Annotated in this window: 20 protein-coding genes; 10 read left to right on the forward strand and 10 right to left on the reverse strand. The window is 54.6% G+C overall.

The genetic code is table 11. From position 1 onward, the window contains the following. Positions 1-113 precede the first annotated feature (113 nt). From ABRP30_RS17410 to ABRP30_RS17425, 4 genes are all read right to left on the reverse strand, one after another. Positions 114-1220, reverse strand: coding sequence for a glycine betaine/L-proline ABC transporter ATP-binding protein (locus tag ABRP30_RS17410; RefSeq protein ID WP_349974958.1), 1107 nt, complete (start codon positions 1218-1220; stop codon positions 114-116). Then, entirely contained in the window at positions 1213-2100 is an 888-nt protein-coding gene (locus ABRP30_RS17415; RefSeq protein WP_349974959.1) for a proline/glycine betaine ABC transporter permease, read from the reverse strand. Before ABRP30_RS17415 ends, ABRP30_RS17410 begins: the two co-directional genes overlap by 8 nt. 56 nt (positions 2101-2156) lie before the next feature. After that, entirely contained in the window at positions 2157-3158 is a 1002-nt protein-coding gene (locus ABRP30_RS17420; RefSeq protein WP_349974960.1) for an ABC transporter substrate-binding protein, read from the reverse strand. 750 nt (positions 3159-3908) lie between these two features. Further along, complete coding sequence (locus ABRP30_RS17425) at positions 3909-4865, reverse strand: LysR family transcriptional regulator (protein WP_349974961.1); 957 nt, start codon at positions 4863-4865, stop codon at positions 3909-3911. Positions 4866-5328: 463 nt separating this feature from the next. Here ABRP30_RS17425 and ABRP30_RS17430 point away from each other — a divergent pair, with 463 nt between their 5' ends. The 7 genes from ABRP30_RS17430 (at position 5329) to ABRP30_RS17460 (ending at position 13941) form a co-directional block, all read left to right on the forward strand. Beyond that, a complete protein-coding gene (locus ABRP30_RS17430; protein WP_349974962.1) occupies positions 5329-6048 on the forward strand; it encodes a GntR family transcriptional regulator in 720 nt (239 codons plus the stop codon). A gap of 260 nt (positions 6049-6308) precedes the next feature. Beyond that, entirely contained in the window at positions 6309-7637 is a 1329-nt protein-coding gene (locus ABRP30_RS17435) for an MFS transporter (RefSeq protein ID WP_349974963.1), read from the forward strand. 81 nt (positions 7638-7718) lie between these two features. Beyond that, positions 7719-9209, forward strand: a complete 1491-nt coding sequence (locus ABRP30_RS17440) for an aldehyde dehydrogenase (RefSeq protein WP_349974964.1) — start codon at positions 7719-7721, stop codon at positions 9207-9209. A 249-nt stretch (positions 9210-9458) separates the two neighbouring features. Beyond that, positions 9459-10358: a dihydrodipicolinate synthase family protein gene (locus tag ABRP30_RS17445; RefSeq protein ID WP_349974965.1), complete on the forward strand. Its 900-nt coding sequence runs from the start codon at positions 9459-9461 to the stop codon at positions 10356-10358. Between the two features lie 17 nt (positions 10359-10375). After that, entirely contained in the window at positions 10376-11701 is a 1326-nt protein-coding gene (locus ABRP30_RS17450) for an FAD-binding oxidoreductase (RefSeq protein WP_349974966.1), read from the forward strand. 520 nt (positions 11702-12221) lie between these two features. Then, positions 12222-12671, forward strand: a complete 450-nt coding sequence (locus ABRP30_RS17455) for an aconitase X swivel domain-containing protein (RefSeq protein WP_349974967.1) — start codon at positions 12222-12224, stop codon at positions 12669-12671. Then, a complete protein-coding gene (locus tag ABRP30_RS17460) occupies positions 12664-13941 on the forward strand; it encodes an aconitase X catalytic domain-containing protein (RefSeq protein WP_349974968.1) in 1278 nt (425 codons plus the stop codon). Before ABRP30_RS17455 ends, ABRP30_RS17460 begins: the two co-directional genes overlap by 8 nt. 107 nt (positions 13942-14048) lie before the next feature. On the opposite strand, the gene ABRP30_RS17465 is transcribed toward ABRP30_RS17460, so the two are convergent. After that, positions 14049-14396, reverse strand: coding sequence for a Rieske (2Fe-2S) protein (locus ABRP30_RS17465; protein WP_349974969.1), 348 nt, complete (start codon positions 14394-14396; stop codon positions 14049-14051). 81 nt (positions 14397-14477) lie between these two features. Next, positions 14478-15602: an FAD-dependent oxidoreductase gene (locus ABRP30_RS17470; RefSeq protein ID WP_349974970.1), complete on the reverse strand. Its 1125-nt coding sequence runs from the start codon at positions 15600-15602 to the stop codon at positions 14478-14480. A gap of 184 nt (positions 15603-15786) precedes the next feature. Here ABRP30_RS17470 and ABRP30_RS17475 point away from each other — a divergent pair, with 184 nt between their 5' ends. Next, positions 15787-16710, forward strand: a complete 924-nt coding sequence (locus ABRP30_RS17475) for a LysR family transcriptional regulator (RefSeq protein ID WP_349974971.1) — start codon at positions 15787-15789, stop codon at positions 16708-16710. Between the two features lies 1 nt (position 16711). Here the strand turns inward: ABRP30_RS17475 and ABRP30_RS17480 are convergent, their stop codons facing one another. Continuing rightward, positions 16712-18679, reverse strand: coding sequence for a methyl-accepting chemotaxis protein (locus ABRP30_RS17480; protein ID WP_372490499.1), 1968 nt, complete (start codon positions 18677-18679; stop codon positions 16712-16714). A 305-nt stretch (positions 18680-18984) separates the two neighbouring features. Here ABRP30_RS17480 and ABRP30_RS17485 point away from each other — a divergent pair, with 305 nt between their 5' ends. Beyond that, positions 18985-20142 carry a prolyl oligopeptidase family serine peptidase gene (locus ABRP30_RS17485; protein WP_349974973.1) on the forward strand — a complete coding sequence of 386 codons (1158 nt, stop codon included), beginning with the start codon at positions 18985-18987 and terminating at the stop codon, positions 20140-20142. 22 nt (positions 20143-20164) lie between these two features. Beyond that, the gene (locus ABRP30_RS17490; protein ID WP_349974974.1) at positions 20165-21100 is read left to right on the forward strand and encodes a VOC family protein; all 936 of its coding nucleotides are present in this window, start codon (positions 20165-20167) and stop codon (positions 21098-21100) included. A gap of 120 nt (positions 21101-21220) precedes the next feature. Here the strand turns inward: ABRP30_RS17490 and ABRP30_RS17495 are convergent, their stop codons facing one another. The 3 genes from ABRP30_RS17495 to ABRP30_RS17505 all read right to left on the reverse strand — a co-directional run bounded on the left by ABRP30_RS17495 (position 21221) and on the right by ABRP30_RS17505 (position 24638). Then, complete coding sequence (locus tag ABRP30_RS17495; protein WP_349974975.1) at positions 21221-22045, reverse strand: formylglycine-generating enzyme family protein; 825 nt, start codon at positions 22043-22045, stop codon at positions 21221-21223. Positions 22046-22197: 152 nt separating this feature from the next. Next, the gene (locus tag ABRP30_RS17500) at positions 22198-23835 is read right to left on the reverse strand and encodes an arylsulfatase (protein ID WP_349974976.1); all 1638 of its coding nucleotides are present in this window, start codon (positions 23833-23835) and stop codon (positions 22198-22200) included. 14 nt (positions 23836-23849) lie between these two features. Then, positions 23850-24638, reverse strand: a complete 789-nt coding sequence (locus tag ABRP30_RS17505) for a cyclase family protein (RefSeq protein WP_349974977.1) — start codon at positions 24636-24638, stop codon at positions 23850-23852. Between the last annotated feature and the right edge of the window lie 4 nt (positions 24639-24642).

Here is a 24642-nt window from a genome sequence, read left to right on the forward strand (position 1 = left end):
AAATCGATACGGACATCAAGCAGGCATCCATTCTGCACACGATGACCGATGACCATTGACTTCCGACGCGATGGCGTCCATGCCTGCGGTAGCGCTTCAAAAGCTCAATAAGTCTACTTCAAGTGCCTAGCGTCGGCGATTGATCTCACAGGAGGGGCTGGGAAGGCAGAGTCGGGCTTGGAAGGGTGGCTATTTACTAAGGCTCCAGCTAATTGGCCCAGGTTGGTGTATCCGACTGGCTGTCCGGCTGCATTGACTACAGTGAAGTCCACGTCGGGCGCACTACCGACCAACTGGATAGCCTCTTCAATCGTCATCTCAGCTTTGATCATCCGTTCAGACAACTGAACTGATGGCTTCACGGGCTTCATAACCGACTCTACGCTGACTACCTTGCCACGGTTCACTTGACGAACGAAATTCTCCACGTATTCATCTGCAGGGCGCAACACAATGTCTTGTCTAGTTCCCTGCTGAATCATGCAACCATCCCGCAAGATCGCAATCTGGTCGCCCAGACGCAGTGCTTCGTCCAAGTCATGGGTAATGAAGACTATGGTCTTGCGGATTTCCTTCTGCAGGTCAAGGAGCACGCTCTGCATGTCCATTCGGATCAGCGGATCCAGTGCAGAGTAGGCTTCGTCCATCAACAGCACCGGAGCATCCATGGTGAGTGCACGTGCTAGGCCGACACGCTGCTGCATACCGCCTGAAAGCTGGTTTGGATAACGCTTTTCGAAACCTTTGAGGCCTACGCGCTCAATCCAGCGCATGGCGATATTGACGCTTTCGGTTCGCGAGCGCCCTCGGATTTCCAAGCCATAAAGCACGTTTTCCAGAACGTTGCGATGAGGAAGGAGCGCGAATTTTTGGAATACCATCGCCGTCTGCGCTCGCCGAAACTCGCGAAGCTTTGACTGATCCATTTTGACGACATCTACGCCATCAACCAACACCTCGCCAGCAGTAGGATCGATAAGTCGATTTATGTGGCGGATCAATGTGGACTTGCCAGAGCCCGACAACCCCATGATGACCTGGATAGAGCCAGCAGGTATATCCAAGTTGATATCCCGCAGTCCTAGCACATGACCATGATTTTCAAGGAGCTGGGTTTTGCTGAGCCCGGCCTTTACCGAATCAACGTAGTCACGCGCATTGGGGCCAAAAATCTTATAGAGGTTACGGATCTGAATCCCCCCCGCCAGTTTATCAGCCATGAGCCACCTCCTGATGACGCTGAAGACGTTTGCCATAGGCCTGACTAACGCGGTCGAAAATGATAGCAATGCCCACGATTGCAAAGCCGTTGAAGAGACCAAGCGTGAAGTATTGGTTGGCAATGGCCTTAAGAACCGGTTGACCCAAACCTTGAACCCCGATCATCGACGCAACGACAACCATGGCCAACGCCATCATGATGGTCTGGTTGACGCCAGCCATGATGGTGGGTAGCGCCAACGGTAGTTGAACCTTTACCAATCGCTGCCAGGCCGAAGAACCGAAAGCATCAGCCGCTTCAATTATGTCCTTATCAACGAGTCGAATCCCGAGATTGGTTAGGCGGATCATGGGCGGTAGTGCGTAGATTACGACCGCAATCAGACCAGGTACACGTCCGATCCCCAAGAGCATCACTACTGGGATCAGGTACACGAAGCTAGGCATCGTCTGCATGACATCCAGAAATGGATTAATGAAGCGTTGGAACCGGTCGGAGCGGGACATTAGGATGCCCACCGGAATACCTATGGCAATCGCGAGCAAGGTGCTAACGAATATCATCGCCACGGTTCGCATGGTGTCTTCCCACATGTCGAAATAACCAATCGCCAACAGGACGGCGAGACAGCTACCGACGACTTTCAGGCTTCGGCTGGAGAACCAAGCAATTGCAAGCACCACCAGTATCACAATCGGCCAGGGCGTCTGTGTCAGCAGACGTTCAGCAAAAAGTAGGAATTGCTGCAAAGGATCGAATAAGGCATCGATGGTATCGCCATGGGTACGGGTGAAGCTGCGGAACCCTTCGTCGATCGCCTTCTTCAGACCCAGCAGCGACTCGTCTTCCATATGCGGAAACTTATAAAACCAGTCCATAAAACAAACCTCGAAAACTGATGCAAACAAGCGTTATTCAGCTACCGGCAATTCATTCACAGGCTTTGCTGGATCTTTTTCGCAGCGTCAGGGGAGACCCAGGCCTTCCAGACCGAGTCGTTGTTTTTGAGGAAGTGCTTCGCGGCCTGTTCGCCCGTCGCTTGGTTGTCTGTCATCCAAGCCATCAGCTGGTTGATGTCCTGATTCGCCCAGACACGCTTGTTGAAATACTCCATCACCGCAGGATCAGTCTTGGTTGCGAATGGTTTGGCTACCAGCGAGACCACTCGATCCACAGGCCATCCAGTCGGCTTAGGATCCGGGCAGCTTGCGACGGTGATGCAGCGCTTCCATTCAGCTTCGTCGTATGGAACACCTGGTTCCAATTGCACCATCGGGTATTTCCCCAGAAGTGCTGTCGGTGACCAGTAGTAACCAACCCATGGTTTCTTACGCTCATAGGCCTTGGCGAGCGAGCCGTCGAGCCCGGCTGCAGAGCCGGTATCTACGAGTACGAAGTTGGACTGCTCTCCCTTGAAAGCTTTGAACAACTGAGAAGTGATGCCTGTCCAGCCCCAACCCTGAGGGCCGTTGTACAGCGCTCCTTTGCTGGAATCTTCAGGGCTAGGGAACAGCTCAGGGTGCTTGAAGACATCTGCAATGGTTTTAATTTCAGGATGGGCGTCCGCAAAATATTTGGGTATCCACCAACCGTTTACGCCACCGTCAGCCAACAGCTTAGGTGTAGCGACCAGCTTCCCAGTATCCAGGCCTGTTTTGACGATTGCCGGGAGAAGATCGATCCAAGCCTCGGGAGCCACATCAGGTTGCCCCTTCTCCACCATCGACGTGATGGTCGGCACAGTGTCACCGATGGTGATTTCTGCCTCGCAGCCAAAGCCTTTCTCCAGGATCATTTTATCGATGTTGGATAGCACCTCAGCACTCTGCCAGTTCATGCTAGCGATAGTGACTCTCCCGCACTCAGCTGCGCTGAGCATGGAAGCAGCAGAAAGCATGCTGACCGCAAGCCCTGTAGAAACGATTACCTTTTTCATCTGCATTCCTCTGTTCCTATTATTGTTGGATCGCTGGATGACTGACGCCATCCGATGTCGGCAGTTTGAGTGCTTTGCTTGCATGGCCAGTGGGCGATGCAGCCAGTGGAGCTTCTTGTTTTGATCCTCCCTTAAGGGTGGGAAGGAGGCATTCGACGTATCCCGCCCGAGCCACACGAGCCGGATGGTGAACACAGTTGGCCTCGGAACACTGCAAGGCCCTTATAAGTCTCCCGAGATGAGGCGAGCCTCTGCTTGGCAAGTGTAGAGGGATGGCGATATGCGCACTCTGTTGAACGAAAGCGCGCGTCGTGAAGATCGCGAAGAGCGCCGATTCGCAAGCATCGGAGGCGGACGCGAGTGGTCGGATTGAGCAGAGGCGACCGCATGTTGGAGTCTCCTACCTAGGTGCTGGGATCGGCGGCATGACTCTAGTCAAGCTACCCGCCAGGCACGGATGATCGGCAGAAGAAAGAGGTACAGCCAAAGGTAACCTCAGGGAGGTACACACAGACATAGTCAATACTCTTGTTGTTCTTAGACTACTGGGCTCGTCCGGAGCTAGCTGAGTGAGCCAGCTGTGACCGTACTGCCTTGGTGTGACCAGATTAAGAGGATAATCACTTAACGGTAAGAAAAATTTAAGGCGATCTTCTAATAACCTAAGGTTATCAAGGATTACATACTAACAGCCAAAAAAACGCATAAAAAAAGCCCTTCAAACAAGGGCTTTCTCGAAGATCAATTTATTTAATCTTTAAAACTACCCAAGATCCAATCGCGCAATCTACAGCATGCGTCATCCCCTTTCCGCTCCTCATTAAAAGTCAAAAAATGTTGGCTGTCTTTATGCTCCAGCTGCTCCTTGACTGGCCTTACCAGCAACCCTTGCTGAATCAATGGATTCACCAAATAATGCCACCCTAAGGCCACACCCTGATTTTTCAATGCTAGCCGCATCGTGAAGTTGTAATCGTTGGCATTCAAGAACTGCGAGTCTCTGTTTCCTTGCGCTTGCAGCTCCATATCATGGTAAGCAAACCATACCCCCCAATCTACATGCTCAGCAACCTGAGCCCGACCATGTGGACTTAAGTTTATCAACGCTGCAGACCTTAGCCCTTGCAGACTTTTTATCTCCGGGTGATCTTTTAAATACGCTGGCGTACAGACTGGATAAATCACATCATGGACTAATGGATAACTCGAATATCCCTCACGAATCTTTGAAAGCTTATTTATTATAATATCCGGCCGGACGCCCGGCTCCAGTGACATGAAGTTCTGAGTGGTGACCAAATTGAGGTCTATGTCGGGGTTTTCCGCAAGGAAATCAGGCAGGTGCTCCACCAGCCAAAAGCCCGCAAATGCTGGCGTACAGCAGACCGTGACCATCCGTTTCCCGTAGCTCTGGCGACGAATACGATCAGATGCCTGCAATATATTCAGAAAGGAAAGCTGCACAGCCTCAAAGAATAGCGTCCCCGCAGGAGTCAGCTCCACTGTCCTTCCTATCCTCACAAAAAGGGAGGCGCCAAGAAAGCTTTCAAGATCTCTGATCTGACGACTGATTGCTGCCTGCGAGACGCATAATGACTCAGCAGCGCGAGTGAAATTCTGATATTTTGCAGCCGCTACAAATGCCTTAACTGCGCGCAATGATGGCATTTGGATAAGTGACTGATCTGGCTGGGAATGACTAACCATAAAAACCCCAATATAACATTAAACCAATGACGCAAAATTTTACCTCTGACGAAGTGCGAGTAGTACGCTGCAGACCCCGACAACTAGATCATTTAAAGATCGCACCCACTCAATACGCTCAGAGACAACTACACCTACGCCTTCCCTTAACTAATTTCGTCAAACCAACTGCCCTACCCTACCGCACTTTCCATCCTTATCACCTTCCATTAATCCCAATAACTCTTCATTTTGGATCTCTCGCCCTTTGGTAAAGCTTAGCACGCTATTTATCCAGCTCTATTCTGAATCATTAAGTCCTATATTTCATAAATTGGTTGAGACCTCCTCCACTCTCGCTGCAGCCCAGCAAACCCGGCTCAACGGCACGGTAGCGTGCCATGCACCTAGTAGACAGAGCGTATGACAGATTGCATAGTGATCACACAGTTTGTAGCCAACATCTACCAAAAGCACAAAGAAGATGAAAGTTCAGGCCTCCTCACATCCCCCTATAAGCTCGCAGCCAGGCAGCCGCACAGCAGCACTGGCAGAAGCCCTCCGTTACCGCATCCTGAGCATGGAACTGGCGCCGGGCGTGGTGGTTGACGAGCTTAGGCTTTGCGAGGAATTTGGCCTGTCCCGCCCGCCCGTGAGAGAACTGCTGCGACAAATGGCTGCTGAAGGTTTTGTTGAGCTTGAAACCAATCGAGCCCCTCGCGTCACCGCTATGGGCCATGAAACAATTCATAGCTTCTTTCTGGTGGCGCCCCTCATCTACTGCGCAATGGCTCAGCTAGCGGCTAAGCGCGCCTCAAACCCTGAGATCGAAGTGCTTCGAGGCATACTTGTAGATCTGCGGCGTGCGGTGGCGGCAAATGACTACATGCGCAAGATTTTTCTGAGCAACGAGCTCCATGTGCAAATCGGCCAGATCGCCAGTAATCATCACTTGATGCCTAGCCTCCGACGGCTCCTCATTGATCACACCCGCCTGAACAAATTCTTCTATTCCCACCCCTCGGTTGATGGAGGCGAAGACATGAAGCTGGCTTGTGATCAGCATGAGCTTGTTATCGATGCTCTCGAAGCGCGCGACCCAGCCAAGGCAGGAGAGGCAGCAAGGGCTCATCTGGAGCTCTCCAGGCAGCGGATGGTCGATTTCACATCCCCCTTTCCCATCGAGGTAGCGCTGGTCTGTTGATTGGCTGATGTGCAAGGCGCGGTGGCCGAGCCATTTCTGCTCCATCGCCAAGCTCATAGGACATTAGAGGAAAATTCACGCAACACATGATCTTTGAGGATTTCGTTTCCGAGCCTTCCGGCAGGTAACTTGGCGTCGGGCCAACTGATAGTCCGTCAGTAGTAAAGAGTCGATTCTGTGCTTCAGATGCTGAAATTTGGATTCAGCTTCTCGGTCTCGCTCGGCCTTGATTTCTTGTAGCTATGAATCAGGAAAAAATAATGACAACAACGCAGACTTCAATCGACGATGTTCCACTCAACAGGTTCCACAAGCTACTAACCGTCCGCTCGGGTGGGGGGTCGCTCGTCGATGGCTACGTCTTAAGCATAATCGGCGTATGCATGGTTCAGATGACCGCAGCACTGCAGCTTTCAACCTTTTGGCAGGGCATGATTGCCGCCTCAGCGCTCATAGGTATCTTCTTCGGCGGGTTCATAGGGGGCTGGCTGACTGAGCGCCTAGGTCGGAAGATTATTTTTTATGTAGGCCCGGTGCTTTTCTTGCTGTGTTCGCTCGGCCAATTTTGGGCGGAATCGGCGGAGATGCTTTTCGTCATGCGGTTCCTCACAGGGGTTGCTGTCGGCATTGAGTATCCAGCAGCAACATCACTGCTGGTCGAATTTATGCCTCGTAAGTATCGTGGCCCGCGCCTGGCTAGCCTCACTGTCCTCTGGTTCGTGGGTGCTGCGCTGGCCTACGCAATCGGGAACTACATTCTAGTGGTGGGTGGCGATGATGCTTGGCGATGGGTTTTAGCGAGCTCGGCGATCATCAGTGCAGCGCTGATCGTTATCCGTCTCGGTACGCCAGAATCACCAAGATGGTTGATCAGCAAAGGGCGCAACCTTGAAGCTGACGCAATCATCAAGCAGGTTTATGGCTCAGAATTCGGCACGGCCAATATGCCCGCTCAGGCCGAAGCCAGTGGACTGACCATCTGGAGCCTGTTGAGCTCCGGGTACGGCAAGCGGATGTTCTTCATCGCCGTTTTCTGGACGTGCTCTGTCATTCCTGTATTCGCTGTATACGCCTTCGCCCCCACAGTGCTGCAAGCGTTAAATCTGAAAGGCGACTGGGCCTCCTACGGATCTGTAGCGATTACCCTCCTATTTGTCGTTGGCTGTATGGGTGCGTCCCACCTGATCAACTCGCTCGGCCGTCGAAACACCATGATCTACAGCTTCCTCCTTTCAGGCCTCGCCTTGCTTGGCCTCGGCGTGTTCCATAACAGCTCAGAGATACTGATCCTGTTCCTGTTCGGCGCATATGCACTGTTCATCGGCGGCGCGCAGATACTCCAGATGGTCTATCCAAACGAGATTTTCCCAACCGAAATTCGCACGATGGCCATGGGTGTTGGAACCTCGCTTTCGCGTATCGGAGCAGCGGTTGGTACGTATCTAGTACCGGCCTCACTCGCATCTCTCGGTATTGCTCAAACCATGTATGCAGCTGCAGCCGTTTCCCTAGTTGGGTTGATCGTAGCGGTGGCCATGGCGCCTGAAACTCGGTCGCTCAGCCTGGAAGAAGCTGCTGCTTTGTCGTGAGCCAGGCTGCTCCTAGGTTGACCAGACCAAACCTGAAGTAATGAACAAGCTATAGATCAACACCACTTGAGGAGCCAGAAAATGGCTGATTTGCTGAGCAAGGAACAATACGCGGCCATCGCCGCCGACCTGCAGTTGCGCACCAAGGCGTTCATCGACGGTGAATTCCGCGATGCCATCTCGGGCCGCACCTTCGTCACCACCAACCCGGCCACCGGCAAGCAGCTGGCGGAAGTCGCCGCCTGCGACGTGAACGACGTGAACGTCGCCGTGGCTGCCGCCAAGCGTGTTTTCGAAGAAGGCACCTGGTCGAAGATGCAGCCGAACGACCGCAAGCACGTGCTGCAGAAGTTTGCCCAGCTGCTCGAAGACAACGCCCATGAGCTGGCGGTGCTGGAAGCGCTGGACAGCGGCAAGCCGGTCAGTGAGTGCCAGACCGTCGACGTGCCGGAAACCATTCACACCATTCGCTGGCACGCCGAGCTGATCGACAAGATCTACGACGCTACCGCCCCGACCGGCAACGCGGCCGTGACCATGGTGGTGCGTGAAGCCATCGGCGTGGTCGGCCTGGTGCTGCCGTGGAACTTCCCGCTGCTGATGCTGGCCTGGAAGATCGCCCCGTCGCTGGCCGCCGGTTGTTCGATCGTGGTCAAGCCAGCCAAGGAAACCACCCTCAGCGCCCTGCGCGTGGCCGAGCTGGCCCATGAGGCAGGTATTCCGGCGGGTGTGTTCAACCTGGTGCCTGGCGGTGGCCGTGAAGTAGGCGAGGCCATCGGTCGCCACATGGACATCCCGATGGTCAGCTTCACCGGTTCCACTGACACCGGCCGACTGTTCCTCAAGTACGCGGCCGAGTCCAACCTCAAGCGCATCGTCCTTGAGCTGGGTGGCAAGAACCCGGCCGTGGTCATGAATGACTGCGAAGACCTCGACGAAGTGGCCCAGTTCGTCACCGCCGGTGCGTTCTGGAACATGGGCGAGAACTGCTCGGCGTCCTCGCGCCTGATCGTCCACAAGGACGTCAAGGACGAGCTGCTGGGCCTGATGGCCAAGCACCTGAAGGATTGGAAACTGGGCGACCCGATGGACCCGGACAACCGCCTGGGCGCCATGGTCAGCAAGTCGCACTTCGAAAAGGTGAAGTCGTACCTCGAATACGCTGCCGAGCAGAAGCTCAGCATCGTTCAGGGCGGCGAAACCGAAAAAGGCGTGTTCGTGCAGCCGACCATCGTCGACAACGTTGGCCGCGACAACAAGTTGTTCGTCGAGGAAATCTTTGGCCCGGTGCTGAGCGTGACCAGCTTCGAGACCATCGACGAGGCGATCGAGCTGGCCAACGACACCGTTTACGGCCTGGCCGCTTCGGCTTACACCGGCAGCCTGCGCAATGCGCTGCGTCTGTCGCGGGAAATCCGCGCGGGCGTGGTGACGGTCAACTGCTTCGGCGAAGGTGATGTGACCACGCCGTTCGGGGGCTACAAGGAGTCTGGCTTTGGTGGGCGCGACAAGTCCATCTGGGCCCATGACCAATACACGGAGCTAAAGACCATCTGGATCAACGCTTCGTGATCTGAGCAAGACCAGTGCTGTTCTGACGGAGCTCAGCACTACCCCGGCCACCGTCTCCACGCAGGCGGTGGCCACCTATTTAACTGATGCATTGCAAGTGCGACACAGACTGAAAAATGACCCTGGACAGCCAGAGTCATCCGTAAGTGATTGCGTTAATGCTCGGATGCAGAAATCGTTTCACTGACCTGCCAAGGCTCAGCCCCCTTTAGACGCTGATTGTCAGCACATAACAACGAGGTTTTATCCATGTCCCAGTTCCAGTTCCAGTTCTCCGGCATCAACCTGGCAATCACTACTCCATTCGACGCAGAGGGCAAAATCGATTACCCGCGCTTCGAACAGCTGATCGAAAAATACCTTGAGGCAGGTATCAAGGGCTTCGTCCTGAGCTCCGGTACCGGCATGCACGTTTACCTGTCTCAGCAAGAATCCAAGGACCTCATCGCATTCGGTGCCAAGGTCATCGATGGTCGCGCCACCATCATTGCTCAAACTTCGGCCCTGCTGGTTGAAGACGTGATCGAGCGCACCCGTCACGCTGCCGAGTGCGGCGCCAAAGGTGTCATGGTTCTGCCTCCGTTCTTTGAAGGCCCGACCGACGACCAAGGCGTCATCGACTTCTACACCGCCGTAGGCACTGCCGGCCTTCCAATCATCGGTTACAACGTGCCTGGCGCCGTAGGTGTCGAGATCACCCCGGCGCTGATGGCTGAGCTGTGCAAGATCCCTAACTTCGTCACCGTGAAAGACAGCAGCGGCGACCTGGCTGCTCAGGCTTCGCTGATCCGTACCGGTCTGCCTACCATGAACGGTGCCGACCCTCTGGTTCCATACGCACTGTACGCCGGTGCAGCTGGCCTGATCTGGGGCGGCGCGAACATGGCACCGAAAACCTGCGTTGCCTTCGTTAAAGCGGCTTCCGAACGCAAATGGGACGAAGCTCGCGAGCTCTGGAAAGCCCTGGAGCCAGTAATGTCCCTGATCTGGCAAGGTGACTACGTGCAATCGGTTTATGCAGGTGCAGAAATCATGGGTTACGGCGCTGGCAAGCCGCGCCGTCCTCTGGCTGCTCTGTCCGCCGAGAAGTTGGTTGTCCTGCGTGAAGCCCTCGCTCCTCTGATTGAGCGCGAAGCTGCTGCGGTCTGAGTTTGGGAGTACGTAAAATGTACACTGCGTCCAAATTGCCAAAAAACTATGGAAGCTCAGGTTGGGTGGAGATGCTGCCCCGCCGTAAACCTAAGCCTTCATTGGAAAGTACGATCACTGCAGACGTCGCAGTGATCGGTGCCGGTTTCGCGGGACTTTCCGCTGCACGACAACTCTCGCTGCTTGACCCAGCATTGCGCGTAGTCGTGCTCGAAGCGGCGCTGGTTGGAGATGGAGCATCGGGCCGGAACTCCGGGTTCATCATTGACTTGCCTCATGAAGTCAATGCTGACGACCTAGGCGGCGGATCGCTGGATCGCTCACGACGAGATATCAAGCTGTACCGCACGGCCATTGGTCTGGGCGCAGCGATGGCCGAGGAGCACGGTTGGGGTAAAGATGTCTTTGATCCGTGCGGTCGCTTCAGCGTCGCCCGGGGTACTCAAGGCGACGATCACATCTTGTCCTACGCGAAGCAACTTGATGGGTTGGGGGAAAAATACCGTCTCTTGAACACCCAGGAAATTCGGGAAGTAACGGGCAGCCCGGCGTACACCTCAGGCATGCACATGCCTGGCACCGTCATGATCCAGCCTGCGGATTACATTCGTCGATTTGCTGATGCATTGCACGACCCAGTGCAGGTGTTCGAGCAGACGCCCGCATTGTCGTTCGAAAGAAAAGATAACGCCTGGGTCATCAAAACGCCTAAGGGCGTTGTCACCGCTCGAAAGATTATCCTTGCCAACAACGGCCACGCCCAGAGCTTCGGTTTTTTCAAAAGCAAACTACTTCACGTGTTCACCTACGCGTCACTGAGTGAGCGTTTTGACCCGCCCCGTTTACCAGGACAGCGGACTTGGGCCGCCACCCCCGCCCTACCGATGGGGACGACAATCCGTCGAATCAGCGACGGAGATGGCGATCGTATCTTGGTACGTTGGCGGTACTCCTACAACCCGACGCTCACCATTGGGGAGTCTCAGGTGAGCAGTGCTGGTCGTGTGCACGATTCGAAGTTTGAAACCCGCTTCCCTACCCTCAAAGGGCTGCGGATGGAACACCGCTGGGGCGGCCCAATGGCCCTGACTTGGAATGGAGTACCAGCATTCGGCGAGATTGAAACGGACGTGATTTCTGCATGCGGGTGCAATGGTCTTGGTGCATCGAAATCCACAGCTGCAGGTATCGCGGCCGCTGATATGGTACTTGGCGTGAAATCGGAGATGGTCGATATCCTCTCTGGGTACGATAAGCCCAAGCAGCTACCTCCTCAACCATTCCTCACTATTGGCGCAAAAACCAATATGAAGATCAAAGAATGGCGTTCCGGCGACGAGTGATTCAAGTGCAACCGATAAAGGGCCTCTGACGAGGCCCTTTATCATATTTACACTGGACGAATGCACGAAGAAATAGCCTAAATCCTTTCGACCAAAACCTTTGGTTGCACCCACCTCGACATCCACTCTAAATATCCGCCCTATTACATAGCACCGCCGACCTGTTTAGAATTACAACTACATCTGGCACCAGCTCGATACCAGCCCCCACCCACAAAAACCGCCCCCAGATTAGACCAAGCCAGATTTATATTTCGACAAACCATTCCAAAAACTGTCATTTCCGTTATATCACTGAGAGGCGTTCGCTCAAAGAATAGGATAACTGACCCCGATCAGTACACCCCGTAAATGCAGCAGTACAAAAACAATGAGTTCGAAGGCTGCAGGGCAGACTTTTGAAATTGAGCCAGCATTTGATTTTGCATGCTACCTGGCTGGAAGAATATTTCCTCAGTCGGTTTGCCCTACCTCGCTCGTTGCTCGTGATAAGACCTAGCCACGCGTATGAGGATTTGAAATGAGTCATGAAGAAGCTCCTCTTCCACCAGCTTTCCACACAACAAAAGGAAAAGTCCTTGTTGTCGGTAGCGCCTCCGCAGATCTGTGTGCCACGAGCAATATGCTCAGTTTTTGGGGCGGTTATGATCCAGCCAGCGGCGAAATCGTAGACCGGCACCACCCACTCAGCGGCCAGACCGTTGGTGGAAAAATATTCGCGCTACCGAAAGGCAAAGGATCAAGCACCGGCAGCGCCGTGCTCCTGGACGCACTACATAACGGAAATGCCCCATCCGGAATACTGCTCAACCAAGTCGACGAAATTATTTCCCTGGGGGTTGTGGTATTCGAGGAGTTTTTCGGAAAGCGCATACCTGTGATTCAGCTGGACGACGCAGCCTTTGAAGCTGCGCTGAAGGCGCGTAGGGCAACCATTGAAGAGGATGGTAAGGTGATGTTCCATGCATGAATTCGAAGGGAAAATCGAACTCTCCGAACGCGATAAAGCGATGCTTGCGGGCAATGAAGGCCGCGCGGCACAGATCGCCATACGGATCGTTATACGAATCGCCTTAATCCAAGACGCCCCTCGCCTACTGGATATTTCAAATGTCCATGTTGGTGGTAGCATCTACACCGGACAGGCCAGCCTTAAGGTCATCGAAACGTTGGCAGACTTGGGCACAAAAGTGCGCGTGCCGACTTCCATTAATGCCATTTCCATTGATCGACAACGTTGGCGTGATCAACACATCGATGAAGAATTCGCCGGCTATGCTGACCGGCTTGCTTCAGCTTTTGAAAAAATGGGCGCCAAGCCAATTTTCTCCTGCACACCCTATGTTTTCCCAGACACACCAAAACTGGGCGATGACATCGTTTGGGCTGAGTCAAATGCAATCGTCTATTCTAATAGTGTGCTAGGCGCCCGGACGAACCGGCACGGTGATTTTCTGGATATCTGCGCCGCCATCACTGGGCGTGCCCCTGCCTGCGGCCTGCACCTGCCAGAGAACCGCAAAGGCAATTTCGTCATCAACGTTCCTCCACTGAGTAATCTGGATAGCTCGTTCTATGCAGTTCTCGGCTATCTTATCGGCAAACACGCCGGTAACGATATTCCTGTGATTCAGGGTATCCGTGTGCAGCCGAGTGTCGAGGATCTAAAATATCTGAGTTCTACGCTGGCGACCTCAGGCGCGGTTGGGATGTTCCACATGGTTGGAGTCACACCAGAAGCTGACAGCTTGGAACAAGCACTGGGAGGCGTCCCGGCCGTTCGCACTCTGGATGTCGCTGAAGATGAACTGCAGTCCGTATTTCAAAAACTTTCAACCACTACCGAGGATGAACTTGATCTGGTCCTGCTCGGCAGCCCGCACTTTACCCTCGGCGATTTTGAGGTGCTAGCGCAACTCACAACCGGCAAGCAGGCCAGCCCTGATTGCGACATGCTGATCACAACCAGTCAGTACGTTCACCAACAAGCACGCGATGCCGGCTACCTTGCACCCATAGAGCGATTCGGTGCTCGAGTTAGTACCGACCTCTGCCTCTGCATGCTGAACGCATCGATGTTTCCCAGCGACACCCGTACCGCCATGACTAACTCCGGAAAATTTGCGCATTACGGGCCTGGTTTGGTGGGCAAGAAGGTTTCTTTTGGTAGCCTGAAAGACTGCGTCGAATCGGCCGTCGAGGGCCGACGCAAGATCAACAAGCCGGCTTGGTTGAACTAAGGGTAAAATCCGGGTCTTAATCGACCCGGACAGCCCGGTATCTTCAAAGTACGTTTACCGCCCAAGATGGAACGGGATATGGACAAGGTTGTAGCAAACGCTCGAAATCAGTCTGGTCGTATCACCCACAGGATCTGGTCTTCATCCAGAACTACGTCTAAGGCCTGAAGAGATTGTCCAAGACAAGGTCCCAACACGCACGCTCCATTGTCTGGTCTAAACAAAGCACCATGAGCGAAACAAACGATATGGTTACCATCACCAGACATGAACCTGTCTTTGCGATACTGCATGGCAACATCCAGGTGAGGGCAAAGGTTCCTGTACACGCGCACCTCTGCGCGCCATCTGAGTGCGATGACAGTGTCACGCCCCTCACCCCAAGGGTCAAAACCCTTCGCAAGCCCTTCTTCCAATTGACTCGAGTGACAAAGGTATCGAGCATTGCGGTCCAATTTCGCCTCACCTACACGGGCTGAAAGATGCTATACAGCGCCCTGAGAGTGGGCGCTCCAAGCAAGATTGGCACTGTCGACTCAGATGGGTTCGGCAGTGAGCTTAAGCATCGCTTTGGTGAGGCCAATCCGATCGAAATCAGGATCACGCGCCATCTCTCGCTCCCCAGCCATGATGGAGTTCTCGCTGATGTACTTACAGCGTTCAAAACGTCGGGTCATGAACCGCTGCAAGCATTCTTGAATTGAGCCGCCACCCACCAACTCCTCAGCCAGTACCAGCGCATCCTCAATCGCCATGCCCGCGCCTTGCCCAAGATGCGGAGTCGTAGCGTGAGCCGCATCGCCCACAAGCAGCACTCGTCCCTTGAACCAAGGCTCATTGACGAACACGACCTCCATTGGCTTGTACACAACCAGGCTGTTGTCAGTGATCTGCTCTCGCAGCTCGCCCACCAAGCCTCCTACCTGGCCGATACGATCCCGCATAGTCTGAGCTAATACATCATGCGCGAAACGCGGGTTCTCCGGCTCATGTGAGGTAGAGAACATGTACATCAGGTTGTCAGCAAGAGGTACAAGCCCAGCGTTCCCTCCAGGCCCTGTGAAACTCGCCAAATGGTCAATGGAAGGATGCCGCGGGAAGTTGTATCGCCAAACAGCTTGGCCAGTAAAGCGAGGGATGTAGGTCTCGCCAAATAGCATGCTACGAATTTTGGAATAGACACCGTCAGCTCCGACCATCAGGTCGTACTGGCCAACGCTGCCATCACTGAACGTCACACTCAGGCCGGTAGCGTCATCACGATACGAGTCGACGGTAGTCCCCAAACGTACAGCGGTTCCTGCTTCGATAGCCGTTTCACTCAGCACCTGATGCAGCGCCAACCGTGAAATCCCCACGTTGGCGGGATACTGAGGACCCGCAAGGCGTTGCCCTGGAATGCGAACGAGAGGGTTACCTTGCAGGTCGTAGATGCCCACATCCTCGAAGGCATAAGCAGCATCGAGGTAGCGATCCAGAACCCCAAGCCGAGCCATCTCTCGCACAACGTTGCTCTGCTGGATGATCCCAACTCCGTACACCGTCCACTCGGACTTGATCTCAACCAGATCTACCGCAATGCCGCAGCGGCGTAATGCAACGGCCGCACATAGCCCGCCAATGCCTCCGCCTACCACCAGTACTTTTTTGATGTCGCTCATGCGTGAACCCTTGTTTTTTTGTTTTTTGGCCTTCCCACCAGAACAGACTCAACCCTCCCGTTGCGCCGCGGGCGATCAAATCTCTGGAATCTGGAACACAGGCTAGGAACACGCGAATAATTTGACTAATCGTTACTTAGGATGCAGGGTATCGCGAAAATAAATACAACAAGAGATGTCTCCCATGCGCTTCAAACACCTGGATTTGAACCTCTTGGTGGCGCTGGATGTACTGCTGGAAGAGCAGAACATTACTCGTGCTGCCGCGCGCTTACACATGACGCAGTCCGCCACAAGTGGCGTGCTTGGGCGTTTACGAACGTATTTTGAAGACGATCTCCTCGTACAGGTCGGCCGGAAGATGATGCTCACACCGCTCGCACGTGAGCTTGAGATTCCGGTACGTGAAGTCCTATTGAAAATCCAGACCTCGATCACCGCAAAGCCGGTGTTCGACATTGCAGAAAGCAAACGTCATTTCAGAATCATGGCATCGGATTATCTGATTAGCGTCCTTTTTGCAGAGGTCATCAGGGAGATCAACCAACACGCTCCATTGATCACCTTCGAGCTAGTGAGCCCAGGCGAAACAGCCATGGAGATGCTGATGCGTGGAGAGGTCGATCTGATGATCGCGCCTGACCACTTCATCCCGAAGGATCACCCTTCGCAGATTTTGTTCGATGAGCAGCATGTCTGTGTCGTCTGCAACGATAATCGCTCAGTGGGCGAAAAGCTGACGCTTGAGCAGTATCTGGAAATGGGCCATGTCTCAGTGGTCTTCGGTCGAAATCGCACGCCCGGGATTGAAGAGTGGTTCATGGCGGAATACGGATGCAAACGCCGTATTGAGGTCATCACACACGACTTCAACACACTGCCGCATCTCGTAGTGGGTACCCAGCGCATAGCGACCGTTCACAGCCGGCTAGCGCACTTGTATGCACGCAATCTTCCATTGCGTATCGTCCCGCCACCCGTCAGCCTGCCCACAATGCAAGAATATATGAGTTGGCACCGCAGCCTCGATAGAGACCCTGTGCTGGCTTGGCTCCGTACGACATTGGTAGAAATGGCCAGTCGCCCCACTACACCAATTGCGGCCTGACCTAGTCCGTCCGATAGGCTTTGAGCGCCTCACCCAAACTGGCGCTGAGGCGCCGCAATCTGCCGCACGCTTCCTCCAACCTGATGCACTCCTGTGCATTTTGCTCAATCACTCGTTCCACCTCACCTGTCACTGAGTCGACCTGACAAGCGAGTAAGTGCTGATTTTGAGCGGCGCCTAGGATGTGTTGCCCACTGTCCTCAACTCGCACTACGTTTCTTGTGGCAGTAGAAAGCATTTCACTCGCCCGATTGGTTAACCGGACGCCAGCAGCGGTTAAACGCTGGCTATCACCGAGACGGGCAGCGACCTCTCCCGTAACCTCAACCAAACCTTGAATCATGACCTCAATCTGTACTGTTGAATCTCGCGTGTGCTTGGCCAAGGCCCTGACTTCATCGGCCACCACAGCGAAGCCCCGACCATGCGGCCCAGCACGAGCAGCTTCGATTGCAGCATTCAGCGCAAGCAAATTGGTCTGTTCCGCGATGCTCCGGATCACATCCAGAACACCAGTGATCGCTTCGCTCTGAGACTGAAGTACTACCATCGCATTTGTGCCAGCAATCATTTCTTGAGATAGCTGTTGAAGGCTCTCGCTCGCCTGGCGTACCAGTTCATCACCTTCATGGACCATCTGGCTCGCTCGCCGGAGTATGACCTGACTGTCACTTGCAGTTTCGTTAACCTGGAGAGCGGCGATCGTCATACTCTGCATGGTATCGGTCACTTCCATGACCTGCTGACGCTGTGCTCTGACGCCATCCCCCGTCCGCTCAGCCATCTCTATCAATGTACCGGCGGCGAAGTCGAGTTGCGCGACATCCTCTCGGATCCGACCAACCAATTCTCTAATCGCCTGCATCATGAGTCCTACTGACTCATTCAGCTGGCCCAATTCGTCACGTCGAGCCAGGCTCAGCGTGCGGCCTTGCAAATTGCCGGCTGCGACTTGCCGCGCCAGTGCGAGAATCATTCGGACCGGGACTGCGATCGAGCGTCTGATAAGCATGCTAGAGCCAATACTGGAAGCAAGGGCCAGCGCCAACATACCTATCAGTTGCAGGTTAAGCTGTTCGCGCTGAGCCTCATTCCCCACAGTGGCCCTGGCCAGCTCTTCGTCCAGCAAATGCGTAACCCTCTGCGCTGCCGCGCTCATGGCCTCCCGTTGAGCCTGCGCTTGTTCGCCGCTAGCGACATACAACAAGAAAGCCTGACGATAATCCTCCAAAGCCGACCGAGAGCTTTCCAACGCCTGCCTGCGCTCACCGTCCTGACGGACAACGAAAGCCGACAACGCAGTGCCCAACTCGTTGATACGATTCACCCACTCGTCGTGAAAGCGCTTCTGCGGGTTCAGCGAAAAGTACATTTCACTGTCCCTCAGACTGGACAATCGCTGATGCAATGTCGCGGCGTCTTCGAGAGACTGCATAGTCGACTCATCCGGCGACAGTCCTTGTTCCAGTCGAGCGTTGGCGGTGTCCATCTGATCGAGGAAAACGCCGGCAAAATTCTGCCCCGCGGTTTCGGCCAGCGATTGCATTCGTAAACGAGCATCAACCGATTGCCTCAAGGCCATGGCGTAAGTCAGGAACGCTTGCTGATACTCGGCGATCGACTCATCCACGGCTGACTTGAACGGTTCACCTATCGCCGCTTCTTGCACGCCACTGCTCACGGCATGTAGCACCCTGGCGACCTGGTCAGCTAACTCAGGAGCCTTCACGGGATCAAACCCTCGCTCTGCGATTCGAGCCTGAAGAAGGTTAGTCTGCAAGAGATCCAGACTACGCAGTTGGGCGCTGTTGGCTTGGCTCACGTGAAGCGCGTACCAGGCTACAAAACCCACGACCATCGTACAAAACAGTACCGTCCCAAAACCAAGCGATAGCTTTGCCCCAACGCTAAGTTGGCCGAGACATGCATTTATCCCTCCGAGAGGGTTCCATTGGCGCCGAGTATCCAGTGACAAGAGGGTGATCCTTGCGAACAAATGAGGCGGCACACTAGCCAACCCCACCCATACGAACTAATCGTGCTTCGCGATGCCATACATCGCCATTCACCATGCGTGCTCCAGAATCGGGTATCGCGCAATCTGATAGCTCCCATCCCAACAAGCGATTTGTCCAATTCCTGAAAGCCATGCGAGTTTGACAAGGCCGCCCGCTGGGTGGACGTCGCCCGCGTAAAAGCAGAAATCACAGCACTGCTTTGAACCCTGCCAATGCCTAGATCACGGGCGACCCGGATCACAAGAAGGAAAACAATATGTTCCGTTACTTCCCCACCAACTACGTTTGGAACTTGTCCGTGGACCTTGCCCTTGAAATGGGCGCACGGATTGGTGAAATCGTTGAGATGTGCGAACCGTTGCAAGAAGCAGCCAAGCAGCCAGATGCCGAGGGCACTCGGGCATTCCGCCAGACGTGGGCAACGATGGCAGATAAGCTCTGCGAGCTGGCCCAAGAAGACCAGGAGCTGGGACGCCAGCTTTCGGCAGGAGAGAAATACAACCGAGCTGCGACCTACTACCTGACCTGCGAACGCCTTCAGGGACACGGAGCACCAGGGCGCCTGGAACTGTATCAACGTTTCCTTAATACCTTCGCGCGGGGCATTTGTCTCTCCAAGGAAAACTGTGAGCGTGTCGAGATCCCCTACGAGGGCAAGGTTATCTCCGGCCTTTACGTAAGGGCAGAAGGCGTAAAGGGCCCCGCTCCGATCTTGGTTCAACTCAATGGTTTGGACTCAACCAAGGAGATGAAATACCGCGTCGGGCTGCCGCAGTGGCTGGCAAAACGCGGTATTGCATCATTGCTGATTGATCAGCCTGGCACCGGTGAAGCCCTTCGGCTACATGATTTGAAAGCCCGCTACGATGCAGAACACTGGGCAAGCCGTGTCGTGGACTGGCTGGAGACCCGTGACGACATCGATCCGAAGCGAATCGGCTGTGAGGGCGTGTCTTTAGGTGGCTATTACTGCCCACGCGCTGTGGCATTCGAACCACGCTTTGCATGCGGTGTGGTATGGGGAGCCAACCATGATTGGCGCGAAGTGCAGAAACGTCGCCTGGAGCGTGAAGGCAGCCTTCCTGTACCTCATTACTGGGATCACGTGCGTTGGGTGTGGGGCGGTAAAGACATCGAAGAGTTCATGCAAATCGCTGAGAACGTGCATCTCGATGGCGTAGTTGAGCGGATCAAGGTTCCGTTCCTGGTCACCCATGGTGAGCAAGATTCACAAATTCCTTTGAAATGGGCCCACCGCACCTACGAGCAATTGATCAACAGCCCCAAGCGCGAGCTGAAAATTTTCACCTCTCGTGAAGGCGGTGTGCAGCATTCCAGCTTCGACAACTCCATCAATGCCGGTCAATTCATTGCCGATTGGGTCGCAGAAACCCTTGGCGGCCGAACCGCGTAAGCGCCCCTACGAGAAAACAATAATGAAGATCATCGGACCTGACTATCTTGTCTTCGGCGTCGACAACGTAGACGACTGCATCCAGTACCTCACTGACTACGGTTTGAAACCCCATAGCCGCGACGGTGGTGGAACTTATCTTGAAGCATTGGATGGTACTGGCGTAAAAATCTATCTGCGAAGCGACGCAAGTTTGCCCGCGGCGATGGAAACGGCCACGACCTTGCGGGAAACGGTATACGGCGTTGCCGATGAAGCATCGCTACAGGCAATTGAGTCCGAACTGCGAAAAGACCGCGAGGTCGTACGCGGTGAGGATGGCGTCCTCCGTTGCCGCGACGACATGGGATTCGCTCTTGGCTTCCAGATCACTAAACGCCGTGCACTGGACCTCCCTGCTGAAGCCAGTCATGCACCTGGCGCGCCTGCTGCACGTGCTGTGAATGCCCTAGGTGCAAGCAATGACATCGCAGCGCTGCCTCGTAGCCTGTCACATGTCGTTTACTTCGTTCCTGATGCAGTCAAAGCAGAGGCTTTCTACAACCGCCTTGGCTTCGTCTGCACTGATCGATTTGTCGACACAGGCCCATTCTTGCGACCTGCCGGCACTCAAGACCACCACACCCTCTTCCTGATCCAGACGCCTCCGTTCATGAAAGGGATCGAGCACTTCACGTTCCATCTCGGAGGCCCAACTGAGGTGATGTTGGCGGGTAGCCGCTTCGTCGAGAAGGGCTATGAATCATTCTGGGGGCCTGGTCGCCACCAGCTCGGCTCCAACTGGTTCTGGTACTTCAATAGCCCGATGGGCTGCCACGTAGAATACGATGCTGATATGGATATGCATGACGAAGCGTGGACAGCACGCGTGGCTGCGCCCGGGGCTGACAATTCGCAGTACTTCCTCTTCCATTACCAGCAGAAGTGGTTTCCGGGCGGCCCACCTGCGAAGCACTGATTAAAGATCGATCACCGCCTCTTCAAACGCATAAAGTTAAGCGCCCTGGATCATAAGGGCGCTTTTTTGTACTTGTCGACATCAAACCATGTGGATGGTCAGCTATCGATGGCAACGCAGCTACTGGCGAGAAATGCGCTTGATGGTACGAAACCCTACATGTGAAGTGGCGAGATCAGAAGCCTGTCGCTCCCGAGCTGCGGAACGAAAACGTGCGCAGTAGGATGTAGCGCAGAGGTAGGAGCCGCCCTTTATTATCCGCGGTTCAGAGCCAGGTGGCTTGCTTCGCAAAGTAGAAGGGTCACCGTTCAGGTGCCCAAGCAAGGGGTTTCGCTGGGTGTCAGTGGTCCACTCCCAGACATTCCCGATCATGTCGTATAGCCCGTAGTCATTAGGAGCAAAACACCCTACTGGTGCTAAACCAGCAAAACCGTCCTCGACGTCATTCACCAAAGGGAAAATACCCTGCCAGTAATTAGCACTGGGCTTCCCCTGTGCGTCTCTTGGCTCTTCTCCCAAGCGTTGAGAGCTATTCCCGCCCCGGGCTGCAAACTCCCAGTGCGCCTCATCAGGTAGTTCACTGCCACGCCAGCGAGCATAGGCTTCAGCATCTGCCAAAGTGACTTGGGTTACCGGAAGATTATCCAAAGACACCGCAGGCTGACCAGGGCCGTCGGGGTATCGCCAGTTGGCCCCGGGGACAAATTTCCACCACGGCATAGGCGATGTGTCCTCTGGATCCGGAACCAGAAAGACTGCGGCACCGCCTTCACGCTCAGCATCAGTTACATAACCTGTTGAGCCGACAAAATCTGAAAATTGCGCACGGGTTACCTCGGTCCGATCAATCCAGAAGCCTTCTATCTCGATTGGCGCAAGCGGCCGCTCATCCAGATAGCCGCCTTCAACGCCTGGTGTGAAGCGCCCGCCTTTCACGAAAACCATGCCTGCATGGTCACGTTCTCCCCAACCTGATGGCAGCCCTCCATAAGCCATACACCCCTCAGGCTGACCTAATGCAGGGAGCGTTCTTGGCCAGTTCGCCAAGCCAGCTAAAGCCAGCAAGCTTATGCTAGCTATAGCCGTCCAGGTTCGAGTCATTGAGCTTGCTCTTGGGGAGGGCTCACAACCCCGACTTGGGTCGCGTATTTTTGCCAATCGCGTTTGAGCCGTTCCACTGTTTGAGGTGAGTCAGCTGAGAGGTCAGCGACTTCACCTCGATCACGTGAAAGGTCGAACAGTTGCCAGCGAAGCGGTTTCGGCGCCTCACCTGGAAGGGCCCAGGGTCTCAAACCGAGGAGTTTGAGATTGCCTTCGCGGTAATAAAGACTGCCGAAAAGCTCACCGGCAAATACCCTCGGTTTAGCCTCCTTCCCTTGCAGCATCGGTAGCATCGAGAGGCCAGTGATGGGGTGTTTCGGTTGACCATGATATTGGTTACCAGGATCTTTGACACCGGCCAAGGACAAGAACGTCGGGGCCAAATCATCGACCCGCGCCACGCCTTGCTCTACCCCCTCACGCGCGAACTGCTGCGGCATGTGGACGATAGCGGGAACACTGATCCCTCCCTCAGCGGTGCTGCCTTTGAATAATCTGAAAGGCGTTGAGCTGACCTCAGCCCATCTCAACCCGTAGTCGATCTGCGAGCCCCGCCGACCAAGGTTGCCCAGGCTGTTATCAGTATCCGGGCCCGCCGGGTAGAACAGTTCGTGACGCTCGCCCGCTGGACCATTGTCGGACATGAACACAATCAGGGTGTTCTCGTACTGTCCGGATGCTTTCAAATAATCGAGCAAGCGCCCTACGTTATGATCGAGGTTATCGACCATAGCCGCGTAGATTTCCATCTTGCGCGACTCAACTTTCCGCTGCTCTGGGCTGAGCTGTTCCCAACCTGGAAGTATCGGTGTGACGGGTAAGGTGGACGCAGGCACTGCTTGCGTCGACAGCAGTCCTTTTTGTCGAAGCCGATCAATCCGAGCTTGCCGGACAACGTCATATCCTTGATCGTATCGACCGTGGTACTTGTCCAGATACTCATCCGGTGCCTGCAAAGGCCAGTGCGGAGAGGTATACGCCACATAGGCGAAAAATGGCTTCTCACTACCGTTACTCCGACGCAAAAAGCTGATCATTCTGTCGGTGTAGAAATCGGTGGAGTAGAAGTCCTCCGGCAAATCCACCGGCTGACCATTTTCACGGTAGGTGACCTCTTCGATTTTGCTGCTGGGTTTGGAGGGAGGCTTGAAATGCACCCCTCCTCCCTCCAGCAAGCTAAATGAGTTCTCAAAGCCTCGTTGATCTGGACCTTGATCTGGGGCTAAACCCAGGTGCCATTTGCCAACCATGCTGGTGCGGTAGCCACCATCGCGTAAAAGCTGCGCGATTGAGTGGGCTTCCCGGTTGAGGTAACCCTCATATCCCGGCTTGCCGCGCTGAAACGGTTGCATCCCCTCAGCCATGGTGCCGAGCCCGACTAGGTGGTTGTCACTACCAGACATCAACATGGCCCGGGTCGGTGAGCATGTTGGCGCTGCATACATGTTGGTTAAAAGCAGTCCACTTGAGGCGAGCTTATCCAGATTAGGTGTGTTGATCTCGCCACCAAAGGCGCCAAGATCAGAATATCCAAGGTCATCGGCAACGATCAGTAAGATGTTTGGTCGCTCCACGGCTGCCGCCAGAGCTGGCAGCAGCGATGCAAAAGCAGCGACGAGAAAAGGAAAGCGCATTGGAACCTTCCTCCTCACTCTTCAAAAATGGCCACCGCGCGAACAAAACCCGCGGAAGCATGTTTGATCTTGTAGGGGAAGCACGACACCAGGAAACCAGTCGATGGCAGCGCATCCAGATTGGCCAGCTTCTCCATCTGTCCATAGCCGATGTCACGTCCAGCCTTATGGCCCTCCCAGATGATCGAGGCATCGCCACTTTCTGCAAATCGTTGACGAGTAAATTTGAACGGGGCATCCCAACTCCAGGCATCTGTGCCGACTACCCGAACACCCTTTTCGAGCAGGTAAAGCGTCGCTTCGCGCCCCATTCCAACGCCGGCATCGAGATACCCTGGTTGACCGAACAAGCTGCCAGCGCGCGTGTTAACCAGGACGATATCCAACGGCTGTAGCACATAGCCGATACGCTTGAGTTCACTCTCGACCTGCGCCGCGGTCACCACGTGACCGTCAGGGAAATCGCGAAAATCCAACTTGACACCCGGCTGGAGGCACCACTCCAAAGGCAACTCATCGATGCCAAACGCTGGCTGCCCACCATTGGTAGTCGAGGCGTAATGCCAAGGTGCATCCATGTGCGTGCCACTGTGCGTGGTGATCGACAGACGCTCTGCCGCCCATGACTCTTGCCCAGGCATTTGATCAATCGCAAGCCCTGGGAACATCGCAGCCATTTCTGGCCACCCCTCCTGGTGGTCCATGTAATCGATCCGCGGAAGAAGCGGCGGCGGATCAGTGTATGGGTTGTTGTCCAGGGTTACGGATAGATCGACTAAACGGCGTTTTCGAGCCAGGGTCATGATT

It is taken from the genome of Pseudomonas sp. WHRI 8519 (genome assembly GCF_040224055.2).
Classification (GTDB): Bacteria; Pseudomonadota; Gammaproteobacteria; order Pseudomonadales; family Pseudomonadaceae; genus Aquipseudomonas; species Aquipseudomonas putida_X.

What these genes read in the sequence shown, in the direction of transcription:
- ABRP30_RS17455 (WP_349974967.1), top strand. Translation starts at nt 12,222, where the DNA reads ATGAGTCATGAAGAAGCTCCTCTTCCACCAGCTTTCCACACAACAAAA.
- ABRP30_RS17495 (WP_349974975.1), bottom strand. Translation starts at nt 22,045, where the DNA reads ATGGTTTTCGTGAAAGGCGGGCGCTTCACACCAGGCGTTGAAGGCGGC.
- ABRP30_RS17415 (WP_349974959.1), bottom strand. Translation starts at nt 2,100, where the DNA reads ATGGACTGGTTTTATAAGTTTCCGCATATGGAAGACGAGTCGCTGCTG.
- ABRP30_RS17485 (WP_349974973.1), top strand. Translation starts at nt 18,985, where the DNA reads ATGTTCCGTTACTTCCCCACCAACTACGTTTGGAACTTGTCCGTGGAC.
- ABRP30_RS17410 (WP_349974958.1), bottom strand. Translation starts at nt 1,220, where the DNA reads ATGGCTGATAAACTGGCGGGGGGGATTCAGATCCGTAACCTCTATAAG.
- ABRP30_RS17425 (WP_349974961.1), bottom strand. Translation starts at nt 4,865, where the DNA reads ATGGTTAGTCATTCCCAGCCAGATCAGTCACTTATCCAAATGCCATCA.
- ABRP30_RS17490 (WP_349974974.1), top strand. Translation starts at nt 20,165, where the DNA reads ATGAAGATCATCGGACCTGACTATCTTGTCTTCGGCGTCGACAACGTA.
- ABRP30_RS17435 (WP_349974963.1), top strand. Translation starts at nt 6,309, where the DNA reads ATGACAACAACGCAGACTTCAATCGACGATGTTCCACTCAACAGGTTC.
- ABRP30_RS17450 (WP_349974966.1), top strand. Translation starts at nt 10,376, where the DNA reads ATGTACACTGCGTCCAAATTGCCAAAAAACTATGGAAGCTCAGGTTGG.
- ABRP30_RS17445 (WP_349974965.1), top strand. Translation starts at nt 9,459, where the DNA reads ATGTCCCAGTTCCAGTTCCAGTTCTCCGGCATCAACCTGGCAATCACT.
- ABRP30_RS17500 (WP_349974976.1), bottom strand. Translation starts at nt 23,835, where the DNA reads ATGCGCTTTCCTTTTCTCGTCGCTGCTTTTGCATCGCTGCTGCCAGCT.
- ABRP30_RS17460 (WP_349974968.1), top strand. Translation starts at nt 12,664, where the DNA reads ATGCATGAATTCGAAGGGAAAATCGAACTCTCCGAACGCGATAAAGCG.
- ABRP30_RS17470 (WP_349974970.1), bottom strand. Translation starts at nt 15,602, where the DNA reads ATGAGCGACATCAAAAAAGTACTGGTGGTAGGCGGAGGCATTGGCGGG.
- ABRP30_RS17430 (WP_349974962.1), top strand. Translation starts at nt 5,329, where the DNA reads ATGAAAGTTCAGGCCTCCTCACATCCCCCTATAAGCTCGCAGCCAGGC.
- ABRP30_RS17420 (WP_349974960.1), bottom strand. Translation starts at nt 3,158, where the DNA reads ATGAAAAAGGTAATCGTTTCTACAGGGCTTGCGGTCAGCATGCTTTCT.
- ABRP30_RS17475 (WP_349974971.1), top strand. Translation starts at nt 15,787, where the DNA reads ATGCGCTTCAAACACCTGGATTTGAACCTCTTGGTGGCGCTGGATGTA.
- ABRP30_RS17505 (WP_349974977.1), bottom strand. Translation starts at nt 24,638, where the DNA reads ATGACCCTGGCTCGAAAACGCCGTTTAGTCGATCTATCCGTAACCCTG.
- ABRP30_RS17440 (WP_349974964.1), top strand. Translation starts at nt 7,719, where the DNA reads ATGGCTGATTTGCTGAGCAAGGAACAATACGCGGCCATCGCCGCCGAC.